Source organism: Roseomonas marmotae (assembly GCF_017654485.1).
In the GTDB taxonomy this organism is placed as follows: Bacteria; Pseudomonadota; Alphaproteobacteria; order Acetobacterales; family Acetobacteraceae; genus Pseudoroseomonas; species Pseudoroseomonas marmotae.
Genome location: NZ_CP061091.1, coordinates 2,170,420 through 2,187,306 on the forward strand (window position 1 = coordinate 2,170,420; position 16,887 = coordinate 2,187,306).

Annotated in this window: 13 protein-coding genes; 11 read left to right on the plus strand and 2 right to left on the minus strand. The window is 69.6% G+C overall.

The annotated features are described in order from the left end of the window. The first annotated feature begins 123 nt into the window (after nucleotides 1-123). Nucleotides 124-1,107: a Gfo/Idh/MocA family protein gene (locus IAI58_RS10305; protein WP_207445950.1), complete on the plus strand. Its 984-nt coding sequence runs from the start codon at nucleotides 124-126 to the stop codon at nucleotides 1,105-1,107. A gap of 34 nt (nucleotides 1,108-1,141) precedes the next feature. After that, nucleotides 1,142-2,077: a dihydrodipicolinate synthase family protein gene (locus IAI58_RS10310; protein ID WP_207445951.1), complete on the plus strand. Its 936-nt coding sequence runs from the start codon at nucleotides 1,142-1,144 to the stop codon at nucleotides 2,075-2,077. Between the two features lie 15 nt (nucleotides 2,078-2,092). Here the strand turns inward: IAI58_RS10310 and IAI58_RS10315 are convergent, their stop codons facing one another. After that, entirely contained in the window at nucleotides 2,093-2,488 is a 396-nt protein-coding gene (locus tag IAI58_RS10315; protein ID WP_207445952.1) for a VOC family protein, read from the minus strand. 390 nt (nucleotides 2,489-2,878) lie between these two features. Between IAI58_RS10315 and IAI58_RS10320 the strand changes: the two genes are divergently transcribed. The 5 genes from IAI58_RS10320 to IAI58_RS10340 are packed head-to-tail and all read left to right on the plus strand — an operon-like array spanning nucleotide 2,879 to nucleotide 9,032. Beyond that, nucleotides 2,879-4,393, plus strand: coding sequence for an ABC transporter substrate-binding protein (locus IAI58_RS10320; RefSeq protein WP_207445953.1), 1,515 nt, complete (start codon nucleotides 2,879-2,881; stop codon nucleotides 4,391-4,393). After that, nucleotides 4,393-5,343, plus strand: a complete 951-nt coding sequence (locus tag IAI58_RS10325) for an ABC transporter permease (protein ID WP_207445954.1) — start codon at nucleotides 4,393-4,395, stop codon at nucleotides 5,341-5,343. The genes IAI58_RS10320 and IAI58_RS10325 overlap by 1 nt, the downstream gene beginning before the upstream one ends. After that, nucleotides 5,340-7,199, plus strand: a complete 1,860-nt coding sequence (locus tag IAI58_RS23285) for a dipeptide/oligopeptide/nickel ABC transporter permease/ATP-binding protein (RefSeq protein WP_207445955.1) — start codon at nucleotides 5,340-5,342, stop codon at nucleotides 7,197-7,199. Before IAI58_RS10325 ends, IAI58_RS23285 begins: the two co-directional genes overlap by 4 nt. After that, entirely contained in the window at nucleotides 7,196-8,170 is a 975-nt protein-coding gene (locus IAI58_RS10335) for an ABC transporter ATP-binding protein (protein WP_207445956.1), read from the plus strand. The genes IAI58_RS23285 and IAI58_RS10335 overlap by 4 nt, the downstream gene beginning before the upstream one ends. Nucleotides 8,171-8,207: 37 nt before the next feature. Continuing rightward, nucleotides 8,208-9,032, plus strand: coding sequence for a creatininase family protein (locus IAI58_RS10340; RefSeq protein WP_237182838.1), 825 nt, complete (start codon nucleotides 8,208-8,210; stop codon nucleotides 9,030-9,032). 4 nt (nucleotides 9,033-9,036) lie between these two features. On the opposite strand, the gene IAI58_RS10345 is transcribed toward IAI58_RS10340, so the two are convergent. Continuing rightward, complete coding sequence (locus IAI58_RS10345) at nucleotides 9,037-10,272, minus strand: O-antigen ligase family protein (protein WP_207445957.1); 1,236 nt, start codon at nucleotides 10,270-10,272, stop codon at nucleotides 9,037-9,039. A 137-nt stretch (nucleotides 10,273-10,409) separates the two neighbouring features. Here IAI58_RS10345 and IAI58_RS10350 point away from each other — a divergent pair, with 137 nt between their 5' ends. From IAI58_RS10350 to IAI58_RS10365, 4 genes are all read left to right on the plus strand, one after another. Continuing rightward, entirely contained in the window at nucleotides 10,410-12,707 is a 2,298-nt protein-coding gene (locus tag IAI58_RS10350; RefSeq protein ID WP_207445958.1) for a molybdopterin-dependent oxidoreductase, read from the plus strand. Further along, complete coding sequence (locus tag IAI58_RS10355) at nucleotides 12,704-14,296, plus strand: PhoX family protein (protein WP_237182298.1); 1,593 nt, start codon at nucleotides 12,704-12,706, stop codon at nucleotides 14,294-14,296. Before IAI58_RS10350 ends, IAI58_RS10355 begins: the two co-directional genes overlap by 4 nt. 152 nt (nucleotides 14,297-14,448) lie before the next feature. Beyond that, the gene (locus IAI58_RS10360) at nucleotides 14,449-15,510 is read left to right on the plus strand and encodes a phosphotransferase (RefSeq protein ID WP_207445959.1); all 1,062 of its coding nucleotides are present in this window, start codon (nucleotides 14,449-14,451) and stop codon (nucleotides 15,508-15,510) included. Nucleotides 15,511-15,512: 2 nt separating this feature from the next. After that, nucleotides 15,513-16,826: an aspartate aminotransferase family protein gene (locus tag IAI58_RS10365; RefSeq protein WP_207446092.1), complete on the plus strand. Its 1,314-nt coding sequence runs from the start codon at nucleotides 15,513-15,515 to the stop codon at nucleotides 16,824-16,826. Nucleotides 16,827-16,887: the final 61 nt, after the last annotated feature.

Sequence of the window (16,887 nt, forward strand, 5' to 3'; positions counted from 1 at the left end):
CGGAATGGCCCCCCAGTTTAGAGGGTGCGGAACATGCTGTCCCGCCGCGCGGGACGCAACCCATCATGCATGCCGTGCCACACTCTGCTACAGGCCGCAGGCAGACGAGGTGGCACGGAGTGGATGGCGATGCTGAAGCTGGGGATCCTGGGAGCCGGGCATTTCGGCCGTTTCCACGCGCTGAAGGCGGCCAAGGCGGCGGGTGAGGGGCGGGTCGAGTTCCTCGGCCTGGCCGATGCCAGCGCTGAGCGCGCGGCCCTGGTGGCCTCGGAGGCGGGGACCCGCGTCTGGCAGGCGCCCGAGCTGATCGCCGCCGCAGATGCCTTGATCGTGGCCGCACCCACCGCCTTTCATTTCGACCTCGCCAGCGCGGTGCTGCGGGCCGGGCGCCACGTCTTTGTGGAAAAGCCCATCGCCGCCACCCTGGCGGAGGCCGATGCGTTGGTAGCTCTGGCCGCCGAGGCCGGGCGGGTGCTGCAGGTCGGGCATGTGGAGCGTTTCGGGGCGGGCTTCGCCACGCTGCTCTCCTCGGCCGGCCTGGGGCGGCCGCTCTATATGGAGGCCGTGCGGATCGCGCCGTTCCGCCCCCGGGGGCTCGACGTCTCCGTGGTGCTGGACCTGATGATCCACGACCTGGATCTCGTCCTCTCCCTGGCCGGCGGGGCGCTTGAGGAGGTGCAGGCGGTCGGCGCCGCCGTCTGCTCGGACCGGGTGGACATTGCCAATGCCCGGCTGCGCTTCGCCGGCGGCGCCCAGGCCACCATCACCGCCAGCCGCGCCAGCCTGAAAATGGAGCGGCGCCTCCGCGTCTTCGGCACCGAGGGCTATGCGAGCCTGGATTTCCTCGCCCGCGAGATAAAGCTGGTCCGCAAGGGGCAGGGGGCGGCGCTGGAGCAGTTGCCCGGCCACGGCATCGAGACCCTGTCCTGGCAGGACCATGATAACCTGGAGGCCGAGCAGGCGGCCTTCATCCGCGCCTGCGGCGAGGGAACGCCCGCCGTCGTGGACGGGCGCGCCGGCCGCGCCGCGCTGGATGCCGCACTCCGGGTCGAGGCGGCGATCGCCGCCTCCCTGACCGCGGCGGGCTTGCCCTTCGCCGCCGCCTGACTAGGCTGCCCCGAATCCCTCAGGAGAGTTCCGTATGCTGCTCGACAATACCGCCAAGGGCGTCTTCCCCATCGCGCCGACACCTTTCCATGCCGATGGCCGTATCGATGAGGCCTCCGTCGACCGCATGACGGATTTCTACCTGGAATGCGGCAGCACCGGCATGACGGTGCTGGGCGTCATGGGCGAGGCACCCAAGCTGGACGGCACCGAGGCCCTGGCCCTGGCCCAGCGTTTCGTGAAGCGCGCTTCCTCCATTCCGGTGGTGGTGGGCGTCTCGGCCCCGGGCTTCGCGGCCATGCGCTCCCTGGCCCGGGCCTCCATGGATGCCGGCGCGGCGGGCGTGATGATCGCGCCCCCGAACACGCTGCGCACCGATGACCAGATCGTCACCTACTACCGCCAGGCGGTGGAGGCGATCGGCGAGGACATTCCCTTCGTGGTGCAGGATTTCCCGCTGACCTTCTCGGTGGTGATGACGCCAGGCGTGCTGCGCCGCATCATCAATGACAACCCGTCCTGCGTCATGGTGAAGCATGAGGACTGGCCGGGCCTGGAGAAGATCTCCGCGCTGCGGAGCTTCGAGAAGGAAGGGATGCGCCATGTCTCCATCCTCTGCGGCAATGGCGGCTCATTCCTGGATTTCGAAGTGGAGCGCGGCGCCGACGGTGCCATGACCGGCTATGCCTTCCCGGACATGCTGGTGGATCTGGTGCGCCTTTCCAGCTCCGGCGAGCGCGACGCGGCGCATGACCTCTTCGACGCCCACCTGCCGCTGCTGCGCTACGAGCAGCAGCCGGTGGTCGGGCTGGCGGTGCGGAAATACCTGATGGCCCGGCGCGGCATCATCGCTTCCGACGCGCAGCGCAAGCCAGGCGCCAGCATGAGCGCGCTGGCCAAGGCGGAGGTCGAGTATCTGCTGAGCCGCGTGGCGCGTTACGACGCGCGCGCCAAGCTGCCGCCGGCCTGATCGGCGCCGGCCGCCTCAGCGGAAGCGGCCGAAGCGCTCCAGGACCTCGATGCGATAGCCATCGGGGTCCGCGATGAAGAAGAAGCGGGCGAAGGGCTGCCCGGCATGCTGCATCTCGCGCAGCGGACCCGGGTTCAGCCCTTCTTCCGTCATGCGGGCATGGGCGGCGGCCAGGTCCTGCACCACCACCGCCAGATGGCCATAGCCATCCCCCAGCGCATAAGGTTCGGCGCGGCCGTGGTTGACGGTCAGCTCTAGCTCGAAATCTCCCTCCTCGCCACGTAGGTAGATGAGCGAGAATTCCGCGAAATCCGCGCGCTGCGCGATCTCCAGACCGAAGGCACGATGGTAGAAATCCAGCGACCGCGCCTCGTCGAGGACGCGGATCATGCTGTGGACTAGCTTGGCCATGGCTATTTCCCGCTGAGTTGATGGGCTTCCGGAGCGGCTCTCCTAGCCCAGGGCGCCGCCATCAGGACAGACGCAGGAAGCAGGCACGAATCGTCCCCGCACGGAGACTGTCGTGAGTTTCATCCTGCGAAACACCCGCGCGCTGCATTTCCGCCTGCCAGTACATCATTAAGTGCTGGTTTTCTGTGCGTTCTTGTCGGGACGCCGCCCGTGCGGCGGGATCTGGGCCAAAAAAGCAGTGGACCGCATTCCGGGGGAATGCTGGCATGGATGCCTTGGACCCATCGTTGCGAAGAGCCGTGTGAAAAAGCTCGCCCCGCCAGAGGCCGAGCGGCCCACCCGGCATCCATCGTGCTGCTTCGTGCTGCCGTCTGGCCTGGAGATCCGCCAATGACCCCGACACGCCGCGCCTTGCTCGCCGCCGGTGCCACCCTGCCGTTTCTCCGCAGCCCACTTCGCGCGCAGCCCGCCGAGGGGGTCCTGCGCTTTGGCCTTTCGACTTTCCCGCCCAATCTGCAGCCATGGCCCAGCACCGGCGCTTCGGCCGGCACCGTGAAGATGCTGATCCACCGCCGGCTGATCTCCTACGATGAGAAGGGCGAGCTGCGCGGGGAACTGGCCAAATCCTGGGCGAATGAGCCGGATGGTGCCTGGGTCTTCCGGCTGCGGAAGGATGCCAGGTTCCAGAACGGGGAGCCGGTGACCTCCGAGGATATCCGTTGGAATATCGAGCAGATCGCCGACACGAAATCGACGGCCTACATGCGCACGCAGTTCCAGGGCGTGGCGATGATCGAGACGCCGGACGCGCACACGATCCGCATCCGGATGAAGGAGCCGGTGGCGGCGCTGCCGCACTGGTTCACCGGCTACAACATGCCCATGATCTGGCGGAAGTCGGATGCGCGGGAACCGGTCGGCGCCGGCCCGTTCCGCGTGGCGGCGCAGGAGCGGGGCAGTTCGATCGAGCTGGAAGCCGTGCCGAACCACTGGCAGGGCCTGCCGAAGCTGAAACGCATCCGCATGACCGTCTATGCCGACGAGAATCTGCGCGCCGCGGCGCTGCAATCCGGCGACGTGGACATGATTGAATACGTGCCCTGGCAGTCCATGAATGCCGTGGAGGCTGACCCGCGCCTGAAGCTGGATGCGGTGGAGGGCCCTTTCATGGACATCCTCTTCAACGGCACGCGCGGCCCCTTCGCCGATGCGCGGGTACGGCGTGCCGTGGCCCATGCCGTGAAGCGCGAGGATATCGTCAAGGCCGCCTTCTTCGGACGCGGCAGGCCGCTGGAAGGCGTCCCGGTGATCGAGGGCACTCCCTGGTACGACGCCGAGTTGGCGAAGGGCTGGGCCTATGACCCCGCCCGTGCCAAGGCGCTGCTGGCTGAGGCGGGCCACGCGAACGGCTTCCAGACGACGCTGCTCGCCACCGCGCAATACGGGATGCACAAGGACACCGCCGAGGTCGTGCAGCAGCATCTGGCGGCCGTCGGCATCCAGTGCGAGCTGCGGCTGCCGGACTGGTCCACCCGCGTCAGCCTGGGCACGCGCGGCCAGTACGAGATCGCCATCCACGGCACGTCGGCGGAGAACAACGATCCCGACGGGCTGACGCCCTATTTCGATACGACGCTCTCCCCATCGCATGGGCGGTCCTTCGGCGTGCAGGCACCGCGCACGGTGGCGGCGCTGGCCAAGGGCCGGGCAGAGTTCGATCAGGAGAAGCGTGTGGAGGCCTACAAGGAATTCCAGCGGGCGGCGCTGGAGGAAGTGCCGCTGGTTGGCCTGGCCTGGCGCAGCCAGGGCTATGGCATGGACAGGCGCGTGCAGGGCTTCACGAACCTGCCCGGCGCCCTCACCACATCCTCCGGCGGCATGCTGGAACAGGTCTTCTTCGGCTGATGCGCTGGCTTCTTCGCCGGATCGGCATTTCTTTTGCGCTGGCCTGGATCGTGGCCACGATCGTTTTCATGACCCTGCACATGGTGCCCGGCGATCCGGCGGAGATCCTGCTCTCCACCGGCGGCGTCGCGCCGGACCCCGCCTCGGTGGCGGAACTGCGGGAGCGGCTGGGGCTGGAGCGGCCTCTGCTGGATCAATACGGCAGCTTCCTCCTGGGGCTGACGAAAGGCGACCTCGGCACCTCGCTGGTCGATGAATATCCGGTGCTGGACGAGATCGCGCTGCGCCTGCCGCGCACGCTGGAGCTGATCCTGGCCGGCACGCTGATCGCGGTGGTGATCGCGATCCCGGCCGGCACCTACGCGGCGCTGCACCGTGGTGGCGCTTTCGACCGCATTGCCTCGGGCGTGGCCGCGTTGCTGCTCGCAGTGCCCATCTTCGTCGTTGGCACACTGCTGGTGCTGGTGCTGGCGCAGATGCTGCGATGGATGCCCGCCGGCGGCTACGTGCCGCTGGCGCAGGACCCGATGCAGCACCTGACGCTGCTGGCTCTGCCGGCGCTGGCCATCGCCAAGGGCCTCTCGGCCGTGGTCTTCCGCATGACCCGTGCCTCGGTGCTGGATGCGCTGTCACGTGATTATGTGCGGACGGCGCGGGCCAAGGGTATCTCGCCCCGTCGCGTGCTGGTGAAGCATGTGGTGCGGAACGCGCTGACGCCGGTCCTCACGGTGCTCGGCCTGCATATGGGCACGCTGCTCGGCGGTACGGTGCTGGTGGAATACGTCTTCAACTGGCCCGGCCTTTCCACCCCGCTGCTGCGCGCGGTGGAAGCGCGGGACTATCCGATGGTCGTCGGCATCGTGCTGACGATTTCCGGGCTGTTCCTGCTGATCAACCTGGTCATGGACCTGCTCTACGCCGCCCTGGACCCGAGGATCCGCACGGCATGAAGATGCTCTGGAAGAACAGGCTGCTGATCCCGGGCGCCATTGTCGGGATCATCCTCCTCCTGGCCATCGCCGCGCCCGTCCTGGGTCTCGCCGATCCGGTGCGGCAGGATATCGCCAACCGCCTGGCCGGACCTTCGCCCGGCTCTCCGCTAGGCCGGGACGAATTCGGCCGTGATGTGCTCTCCCGCCTCATCTGGGGCGCGCGCACCAGCCTGGGGGTCGCCTTCGCCTCGGCGCTGATCGCCGGCATCATCGGCACGGCCTTCGGGCTGATCGGCGGCTGGTTCAGGGGGCTGGGCGAGATCCTGACCGTGCGGAGCATGGATATCATCCTCTGCTTCCCGCCCGTGCTGCTGGCGCTGCTGGTGGTGACGCTGATGGGGCCGGGCGCGGGCACGCTGGTCCTGGTGCTCTCCATCCTCTACCTGCCGGGCTTCGCGCGCGTGACCTATGCGGAAGTGCTCTCCGCCCGCAGCCTCGACTATGTGGAGGCTGTGCGGGCGCTGGGTGCGCCGACGCCGCGCATCCTGTTCCGCACCGTGCTGCCCAATGTCGCCGGCCCGGTGCTGGTGCAGTTGTCGCTGGCCGTGGCCTCCGCCGTGGTGCTGGAGAGCGGCCTTTCCTTCCTCGGCCTGGGCGTGGTGCCGCCGGCTCCCTCCTGGGGCCTGATGATCCGCGGCGCGCGCGCGACCATGGAGCAGGCGCCGATGCTGCTGCTCTGGCCCTGCGCGGCGCTGACGCTGACCATCCTGGCCATGAACCTGCTCTGTGACGGGCTGCGTGACGCCGTCGATCCCCGCACCCCCGCCGCCGGCCGCCGCACGCGGCTGATCGACCGCGTGTTGCCGGGTCTGCTGCCGGCCCCCGCGCCGCGGACGGATGCGGTGCTGGAGGTGCAGAACCTGACGGTGCAGATCGACACCCCGCGCGGTCCGATCCGTCCGGTGCAGGAAGTCTCGCTCTCGGTCCGTCCTGGCGAGACGCTGGCCATCGTGGGCGAGAGCGGCTCCGGCAAGTCGGTGACCGCCACGGCGGTGATGGGCCTGCTGCCGCCCGTGGCGGTGCCGGTGGAAGGCCATGCCTGGCTCGAAGGCAAGGACCTGCTGCGGCTTGCGGAGCCGGAGTTGCGCGCTTTGCGTGGTGGCGCGATGGCCATGGTCTTCCAGGACCCGATGAGCAGCCTGAACCCCGTGCACACCGTCGGTGCCCAGGTGGTCGAGGCCATCCAGGCCCATCAGAGGATTTCCTCGGCTGAGGCCTGGGCCAAGGCCGAGGAACTCTTCAGGCGCGTCGGCATCGCCGATCCGGTCAAGCGGCTGCGGGTCTATCCGCATGAGATGTCCGGCGGCATGCGGCAGCGCGTGATGATCGCCATGGCCATTGCCAACAGGCCGAAGCTGCTGATCTGCGATGAGCCGACCACGGCGCTGGACGTGACGGTGCAGGCGCAGATCCTCGACCTGCTGAACGACCTGAAGCGCGAGACCGGCATGGGGATGATCTTCATCACCCACAGCCTGGGCGTCGTGGCGGAAGTCGCCGACCGCGTGGCGGTGATGTATGCCGGCCAGGTGGTCGAGCAGGGGAGCGTGGAGGAGGTCTTCGTCAACCCGCTGCACCCCTATACCCGTGCGCTTCTGGCGGCGGTGCCGGAGGGCGAGGAACCACCGGCCGGCATTCCCGGCATCGTGCCGCCGCCCCATGCCTTTCCCATCGGCTGCCGTTTCGCGCCACGCTGCTCCTTCGCCACCGCCGCCTGCGAGGCCGCTCCGCCGCCGCTGGAAGACCTCCGCGAGGAACGGCAGGTGCGCTGCATCCGCTGGCATGAACTGACGCCCACGGAGGCCGTGGCATGAACGCGCCGCTGATCGAAGCCGTCGGGCTGTCCAAGACCTTCGCGGGCAAGGGCTTCTTCCGCAAGAGCAAGCCCGTGCAGGCGGTGAAGCATATCGACGCCACCGTCGCGCGCGGCGAGGCCGTCGGGGTGGTGGGGGAGAGCGGTTCCGGCAAGAGCACGCTGGGCCGCATGATGCTTGGCCTGATGCCGGCCACAGAGGGCACCGTCCGCTTCGACGGGAAGTCGATGAACGATGCCTCCCGCGCCGAATGGCGGCGGTTGCGCCGGCGGATGCAGATCGTCTTCCAGGACCCCTATGGCAGCCTGGACCCGCGCCGCCGCGTGGGCGAGCAGATCGCGGATGGCATGTCCATCCACGGCCTGCTGCCGGCGGAGAAGCGGCGGCAGCGCGTGGCGGAGCTGCTGAACAAGGTCGGGCTGGAAGCCGCCCATGCACAGCGCTTCCCGCATGAATTCTCCGGCGGACAGCGGCAGCGCATCGGCATCGCCCGCGCGCTGTCCACCGGGCCCGACTTCCTGGTCGCGGATGAGCCGGTCTCGGCGCTCGACGTCTCCATCCAGGCGCAGGTCATCCAGCTGCTGGGCGAGCTGCGGCGGGATCTCGGGCTGGCGATGCTCTTCATCAGTCATGACCTGCCCGTCGTCGCCAATCTCTGCGACCGTGTGATGGTGATGTATCTCGGGCGGGTCATGGAGGAGGGGCCGGCACGCCGCATCTTCGCCAGTCCCGTGCATCCCTATACCCGCGCGCTGCTTTCCGCGACGCCGATGCTGGACCCGGCGCGGCGTGCCAAGCGCATCCTGTTGCCTGGCGATCCGCCCAGCCCGTCCAACCCGCCCTCCGGCTGCGTCTTCCGCACGCGCTGCGCCCATGCGCGCGACGCCTGCGCCGAGGTGGTTCCGGAACTGCGGGCCTTTGACGGCCCCGACCGGCGGGTCGCCTGCATCCGGGCGGAAGAGATCGCCTGAACGCCCGTTCCCTACACCGACGATGGAGTATCAACGCGTGGTCGCACTGACGAAGCCCAAGGTTCATATGGGCACGCTGACTGGGGGAGAGGGCCGTGAGGCCTATGCGAAGAACCCCATCATCCTCTTGCCCATGGGCAGCCATGAGGACCAGGGCCCGCATGCCCCGATGGGCGACTACCTGCTGGCCGAGAAAGTGGCCGAGCTGGCCGCCATCCGCGCCACCGAGGCCGGCACGCCGACCTTTGTCGCGCCTGTGCTGCCCTTCGGTGGTGCCGACTGGTTCGGGCCGATGATCGGCGGCATCGCCATCAGCCAGGCGACGCTGACCAGCGTCATCACGGATATGGTGGCCAGCCTGCACCGCAATGGGCTGACGCGGATCATCGTCATCAACGGCCATGGCGGCAATGTCGGCCCCATCGCCGAGGTCGCCCGCACGCTCTGGCAGGAGAAGAAGCTGGTGCTGCCCAGCCTCTATCTCTGGCGCATCGGCTACGGGCTGCTGCCAGGCATCGTCGGTGCCGAGAAGGCCAAGGCTGTCTCCGGCCACGGCGCGGACCCGCTGACCAGCATCGGCATGCATCTCTTCCCCGAGCTGATCCGCCAGGACCTGATCCCCGAGGGCAAGGCGCTGAAGAACGACAGCGTGCTGGGCCTGCCCTATACGGGCCTGGGCACCGCCAGCTTCGACGGGGCGGAGGTCGGCCTGCCGATGGAATACGACGACACCTACCATCTCGGTGTCGCCAAGGGAGATCCGAAGCTCTGTTCGGCCGAGACCGGCGCCGCGCTGGTGGAGAAGCTGACCGATATCTGCGCCCGCTTCGCGCAGCATTTCGCCAGCAAGGTGAAGGCCTGAACGTCTAGCGCCGCACCGGCAGCCCGGCGGCGATGGCCAGCGCCATCGCCGCCACGCAGAGCCACCAGTTCTGCCAGACGCCGAAACTGGCATAGAAGGTGACGAAGCCCGAGGCCAGGGCACCGGTCGCGGCAGCCGGCATCGCGCAACGCGCGGCGGCAAGCCCCAGCAGCAACAGCCCCGCCGCCGCGATCAGCGTGCCGATCCATCCCAGTTCCAGCCGGATCTGCAATGGCCCGTTATGCGGGTGCAGCGGCAGCAGGCGGAGATGCGGCTGGGCGAACCAGGCCCGCAGATCCGCGCGCGTGACGGCGAGGCGGGACGGGTCCGGCTGCCCCTGGCCACCGGGGATGGCGCGGGAGGATTCCATCCCCCATCCCGCCAGCGGCTTTTCCGCGGCGCGCTGGAGCGCGAAATCCCAGATCAGCAACCGGTGGATGCCGGATGGCGGCAGGCTTTCCACCCTTGGCCCGAGGAGCCCCGTCGCGGGCCCCAGCAGTGGCGGCGTCGCCAGCACCACCGCTGCGAGCGCCCAGGCCAGGAAGCGGGGCATCGTCCGTGGCCACAGCGCCACCAGCGCGGCGGTGGCGACGCCGGCCAGGGCCGCCAGCTTCGCGGTATCGCCCGGAAGCGCCAGCAGGATGGCCATGCCCAGCAACAGCGCGGCGGCGCGCCAGCGGCCCGGCAGGGCGGCGCCCGCCAGCAATGGCAGCATCAGGGCCATCACGGAAGCGGCGGGCTTCAGGCCGAATGCGAGCTCGGGCGGCACCTCTCGCAGCCCCCGTACGGCGGCGCGGAGCGCATTGCCGCTGAGGTGGTCGAAGAGGGCGGCGCCCAGGCCGATGGCGAGGCCGAGCAGCACCGCCAGCCCCAGGCGGCGGCGCTGCCCAGGCTCATCCTGCCGCACCGCTGCGGCGGCTGCGCCGGCCAGCAGCACCATGCCGGCCAGCACGGCGCCTTCCGAAAGGCTGCGGCGCGGGTCGATGGCCCAGAGGGCCGAGAGCATTCCCCAGCCGCCCAGCGCCAGCCCGGCCCAGAGCGGCGCGCCACCTGGCCAGGGCCAGCGGCCACCGCGCCAGCGTGCCAGGGCGATGCAGGCCACCAGGCTGAGCAGCCCCAGTGGAGTCATGGCCTTGGATTGCAGCACTGCCGCCAGGGGCGCCAGCAGAGCACCCGCCATCAGGGGCAGGCTGGGCGTGGCCCAGCGGAAGGGAGCGTCCGGGGCGCTGGAAGAGGTCATGATACTGCCTTGGGCCACATCGGGTTCCATGATGCAAGCGCGGCCCGGCGCCGCCTGAAACCTGCCGCCAGCACTCGGCCGGGAAATTTGCTCCCCACGCACGGGAGGCGCATTCTGCCCGCCTGAAGGAGGGCCTGATGGTCGAAACCAAGCCGCATGCTGCGCATTGGGGCAGCTTCGATGCCGTGGTGGAGAATGGGCGCGTCGTCGCCGTGCGCCCTTTCGCGCACGACCCTCATCCTGGCGCGCTGATCCATTCGGTGCCGGATGCCGTTCATTCCCGTGTGCGGATCGACCGTCCTTATGTCCGGGCCGGATGGCTGAAGGGGGAGCGGCGTGGCTCGCTCCGCGGCAGCGATGCCTTCGTTCCGGTATCCTGGGACCATGCCGTCCGGCTGGTGGCGGAGGAAACGGCGCGGGTCCGTGGCGAGTTCGGCCATGATGCGATCCTCGGCGGCTCCTATGGCTGGTCCTCCGCTGGCCGCTTCCATCATGCCCGCAGCCAGTTGCAGCGCTTCCTCGGCCTGGGCGGTGGCTTCACCACGCAGGTGACGAACTATTCCTACGGCGCCGGCATGACGCTGATGCCGCATATCCTCGGCACAAACGAGCCGATCCAGGGCCATGTGACGGACTGGCCCAGCATCGCCCGGCATACGCGGCTGATGCTCTGCTTCGGCGGGCTGCCGCTGAAGAACGCGCTGGTGACGGCCGGCGGGGCGGGGGCGCATGAATATGTGCCCTGGCTGCGGCAGGTGGCCGGGGCCGGCGTGCGCTTCGTCAATATCTCGCCTTTCCGCGGCGATACGCCGGACTTCCTGGAAGCCGAATGGGTGCCGATCCGCCCGAATACAGACACGGCGCTGATCCTGGGCATGGCTCACGCCATCCTGGCGGCGGGACTGGAGGATCATGGCTTCCTGGCCTCGCATTGCGTGGGCTGGGACAAGCTGCGCCCCTATATCCTCGGCGAAACCGACGGCACGCCGAAGACACCGGAATGGGCCGCCGCCATCACCGAGGTTCCGGCCGGAACCATACGCCGGCTGGCGCTGGAAGCCGCCGGCGTGCCGAGCATGCTGACCGCCACATGGTCCACCCAGCGCGCCGAGAATGGCGAGCAGCCCTGGTGGATGCTGGTGGCGCTGGCGGCCATGCTGGGCGGCATCGGCAAGCCGGGGCAGGGCGTGGTCTTCGGCTATGGCAGTATCAACGGCATGGGCACGCCGCGCGTCGACCTGCCCTCCGTCTCCATGCCCGGGACGCGCAACCCAGGCGGTGTCGCCATCCCCGTCGCCCGCGTGACGGAGCTGCTGGAACGGCCGGGCGAGGTGCTGCAGTACAACGGCCGCGACATTACCCTGCCGGATATCCGCATGATCTGGTGGGCCGGCGGCAATCCCTTCCATCACCACCAGGACCTCAACCGGCTGCTGCGGGGCTGGTGCCGGGCCGATACCGTGGTGGTGCAGGAGCCATGGTGGACCGCGCCGGCCCGTCATGCCGATATCGTGCTGCCGGCCACCACGACGCTGGAGCGGAACGACATCGGCTCCTCCTCCCATGACCGCTTCGTGCGCGCCATGCATCAGGCCATCCCGCCGCAGGCCCAGGCCCGCAACGACCACGACATGCTGGCCGACATGGCCGAGGCGCTGGGCTTCCGCGACCGCTTCACCGAGCAGCGCAACGAGGATGCCTGGCTGCGTCACCTCTATGACCGCTGGTGCGCCGCCTGTGGCCGTATGGGATTCGAGGCGCCGGACTTCGACCGCTTCTGGGCGGAAGGCTACGTGGAGACCCCGAAGCCGGACCGGGAATTCGTCCTCTTCTCCGACTTCGCCCGTGATGCCGAGGCGCACCCGCTGAACACGCCTTCGGGCAAGGTGGAGATCTTCTCCGAAACCATCGCCGGCTTCGGCTATGAGGAGATCGGCGGGCATCCGGCCTGGCGGGCGCCGCGCGAGTATCTCGGCGCGGAGAAGGCCGCGCAGTGGCCGCTGCATCTGCTCTCCTACCAGCCCGCCACGCGGCTGCACGGGCAGCTGGACCAGGGTCGGGTTGCCGCCGCCGACAAGATCCAGGGGCGCGAGCCGATCCTGATGAGCCCGCAGGACGCTGTGGCGCGCGGCCTCTCGGACGGCGACGTGGTGCGTATCTTCAATGAGCGTGGCGCCTGCCTCGGCGGCCTGCGGATCTCGGAAGGCATCCGCCCCGGCGTGGTGGCCATGGCCACCGGCGCCTGGTGGGACCCGGCCGGGGATGGCCTGGACCGGCATGGCAATCCGAATGTGCTGACGCAGGATGTCGGCACCTCCCGCCTGGGCCAGGGCTGCTCGGCGCAGTCCTGCCTGGTGCAGGTCGAACGCTTCGATGCGGCGCTGCCACCGGTGGCGGTGACGGAACCGCCCGCCATCGCGGAGGCCGCGGCATGATGATGCGTCGCCGGGCATGGCTCGCGGCCACTGCCGCCGCTCTGCCATTGCTGCCCGCCGCCGGGCGCGCGCAGGTCACGACGCTGGACATGCGGCCGGGTGCCATGCCGGTGAAGCCGGATGATTCCATTGCGGCGGGCTACCGGCGCAGCGTGCTGATCCGCTGGGGCGACCGAGTTATTTTCGACGCGCCGGACTGGAACCCCTTGCAGCCGACGCCGCAGGGCGCCGCGGCGCAATTCGGATGGGACGCGCGCATCTGCGCCCTGGTGCAGTCGCCGCCCGCCGCCGATGGGGTGGCGCGGGCGGTGCTCGCCGTGGCTCATCCGACCGTCGACCCCGCCATGGCCTTTCCCGATGGCCGCGACCGCCCGGCGGTGGCGGCGGCCATGCAGGGTGCCTCGCTGCTGAACCTGGAGAGGCAGGGCGGGCGCTGGATCGTCGTGGACGGTGGCTACCAGTCGCGGCGACTGACCGCGGAAACGCTTTGCCGCATCTCTGGCCCGGCGGCCGATACGGTGGGGAGCACGGTGCAGGGGCTGCTGGGCATTACCGGTGGCTGCGCCACTCCATGGGGCACGTTGCTGCTGGGTGAGGATGATCCGGCACCCTGGCTGACCCGGCTGCGGAACCTGGATGCCCGCTTCTCCGATGGCCTCCGCTTCGGCTGGGTGGCGGAGCTGGACCCGCTGGATCCGCAGTCGATCCCGGCCAAGCGCACTGCGCCCGGCCGTTTCCCGCGGGGGGATCTGGCAGCCGCTCTGGCGCCGGACGGGCGCGCGGTGGTCTATATGACGGACCGGCGCGCCTTCGGTTATCTGTTCCGCTTTGTCTCCACCGGGCCGGCCAATGCGCCGGACGCGCTGGATGCCGGAACCCTCGCCGTCGCGAGGCTGGAAGGCGCCGGCCTGACCTGGACGCCGCTGCCCGAGGGTGCCGGAACCGCGCTGAATGCCGTCACCGCCGCCTCGCAAGTGGCGGCCACCCCCTTCGATCTGCCCTCCGGCCTCGCGATCGACCCGCGCTCCGGACGCCTCTACATGGCGTGCCGGGGAAATGCGGCGCGCCGGCCGGAGCAGGTGGATGCGCTGAACCCGCGCGCAGGCAGCAGCGGCGGCCATATCGTCGAGATCGTGCCGGAAGGCGGCGACCACGCCGGGGGGCGTGCCTCGGCCAGCCTGTTGCTGCTGGGCGGCCATCCCCCGGCACGGTTCGGCCTGCCGCCCGGCGCCTGGCCGGACGCGCCGTCCACGCTGACGGTGGATCAGCGCGGGCGGCTCTGGATCGGCACCGATCATGCCGGATGGGTGGGGGCGGCGCCGGATACGCTCTGGGGCTGCGACACGCAGGGGCCGGGGCGGGGTTTCCCCCTGCCGCTCTATGGGGCGCCACGCGGCGCGGCGATCGGCGGTGCAGCACTGAGCCCCGATGGCCAGGCCCTCTTCGCGGTGGCACGCACCCCGGGCGCCGAGCCCGGAGCGAGCTTCGTCAACCCCGGCACCCGCTGGCCGCAGTTCGACCCGGCATTGCCGCCGCGCAGCACGCTCATGTCCGTCGCGCGGCAGGACGGCGGGGCGGTGGGGGGCTGAGCCGCAGCGCCCTGGCCCTCCTCGGCCGCCGCCATGCGGTTGGCGGCCTTCCCTGTGCCGGACCGGCAGGGATGGATCGGTGGCCGGGTTGCATGCGCGGGGATTGCCCCCGAGACTAGCGCAGTCTTGCCAGACTGAGGATCGCCGCACTGATGCAGCCCGCTGTCGTCCCGCCCGACCACCTGGGCGAGATCCTGGATGCGCCACCTCCACCAGCTTCCACGGAGGACGCGCTGGAACTGGCGCGGACCTATTTCGACCTCGAGGCGGTGGCGAGGCCGCTGGCTGGCGAACGCGACCGGAACTTTCATCTTACCGCGCGCGACGGCGCGGAATACGTGCTGAAGGTGGTCCATCCGGCCGAGGACCCGTCCGTGACCGATTTCCAGAACCAGGCGCTGCTGCGCCTGGCATGCTCGGACCCGGGACTACCGGTGCCGCGCGTGCATCCGCCGCTGGCGGTGCGCTGGGAGGTTCCGGGGCAGCCGGTACGGCTCGTGCGGGTCTATTCCTGGCTCGCGGGCCGGCCGCTGCACCTCGCGGCGTCGGGCGTGGAACAGCGGCGCGCATTGGGCGCCATGCTCGGGCGCCTGGACCTCGCGCTGCGTGGCTTCGGCCATCCGGCGCAGCACCATGTGCTGCTCTGGGACATTCAACATGCCGCACGCGTGCGCGGATTGCTGTCGCACATCGAGGACCCGGCGCGGCGCGCCATCCCCGGAAGCCTGCTGGATGTTTTCGAGCGGCAGGCGCTTCCGGTCATGCGCGGATTGCGGCGGCAGGTGATCCATAATGACTTCAACCCGCATAACGTGCTGGCCGATGCCGTGGATGATTCCCACATCGCCGGCGTCATCGACTTCGGCGACATGGTGCATGCGCCCCTGGTGCAGGACCTCGCCACCGCCTGCGCCTATCACATCCAGCCCGACGGGCATCCGCTTCGTGGGCCGGCGGAGATCGCCGCCGGGTTCCATGCCGTCTGCCCGCTGCAGCCCGAGGAACTGGACATCCTCTTCGATCTAATCGCGGTGCGCGGCGTCATCAGCGTGGCGATCAGCGGCTGGCGCGCGCAGCGGCAGCCGGAGAACGCGCCCTATATCCTGCGGAACTATCCTCGCGCCTGGGCCGGGCTTGAGCGCCTGGCCGCCATCCCGCGTGAGGAAGCCCGCGCCATCTTCCACGCTGCCTGCGGAAGGACACCCGCCCCGTGACGATGATCAATGCCTTCGATGCCAAGGCCACCAATGGCGTCGCACCGCGCGAACAGGCGCTGATCGAACGGCGGCAGAAGCTGCTGGGTCCGGCCTACCGGCTCTTCTACGCCAATCCCGTCCATATCGTCCGGGGCGAGGGGGTCTGGCTCTACGACCCCGAAGGCAATGCCTATCTCGATGTCTACAACAACGTCGCCAGCGTCGGGCACTGCCACCCGCATGTGGTGGCGGCGCTGTCCCGGCAGGCGGCGGTGCTGAACACCCATACGCGCTACCTGAACGACACCATCCTGGATTATGCCGAGAAGCTCCTGGGCCATTTCCCGCCCGAGCTGTCGCAGGTCATGTTCACCTGCACGGGGAGCGAGGCCAATGACCTTGCCTACCGTGCCGCCCGCAGCTTCACTGGCGGCACCGGCATGATCGTGACGCGGCTGGCCTATCACGGCGTGACGGTGGCGATCTCGGAGATGTCGCCCTCGCTGGGCGGTGGCATCACGCTGGGCGCGCATGTGCGCACCGTGCCGGCGCCGGACCTCTACCGGTCCGGCGGGCAGGATGTCGGCCAGGCATTCGCCAGCGCGGTGCGAGGGGCCATCGCTGATATGGCGGCGCATGGCATCCGGCCCGCGGCGCTGCTGGTGGATACCATCTTCTCCAGCGATGGTGTCTTCGCCGATCCGGCCGGCTTCCTGGCGCCGGCGGTGGCGGCCATCCGCGAGGCCGGCGGGCTCTTCATCGCCGATGAGGTGCAGCCGGGCTTCGGCCGCACGGGGGAAGGCATGTGGGGCTTCATGCGGCACGGGGTGGTGCCTGACATGGTCACCATGGGCAAGCCCATGGGTAACGGCCACCCCATCGCCGCCATGGTGGCGCGGCCCGAGATCCTGCAGGCTTTCGGGGAGCGCACGCGTTACTTCAACACCTTCGGCGGCAATCCGGTCTCCTGCGCCGTCGGGCAGGCCGTGCTGGAAGTGATCGAGCAGGAAGGCATCGTCGCCAATGCGAAGGCGGTCGGTGCCTATCTGCAGGACGGCCTGCGGGCGCTGGCGGCGCGGCACCCCATGATCGGCGACGTGCGGGGCGCCGGCCTCTTCATCGGTGTCGAGCTGGTGCGCGACCGGGAGACGAAGGAGCCGGACGGCGAGACCACGGCCCGGCTGGTGAACGGGCTGCGGGAGCGCCGCATCCTGATCAGCGCAGCGGGGCCCCATGCCAATGTGCTGAAGATCCGCCCCCCGCTGGTCTTCCGGAAGGAGCATGCCGATCTGTTCCTGGAGGGCGTGGACGCCGTGCTGGCCGAGATCGGCTGAAGCAGGTGGCGGTGGCGTTCCGGTGCCACCACCACACACTTCCAGAAAGAACAAAAAGGGT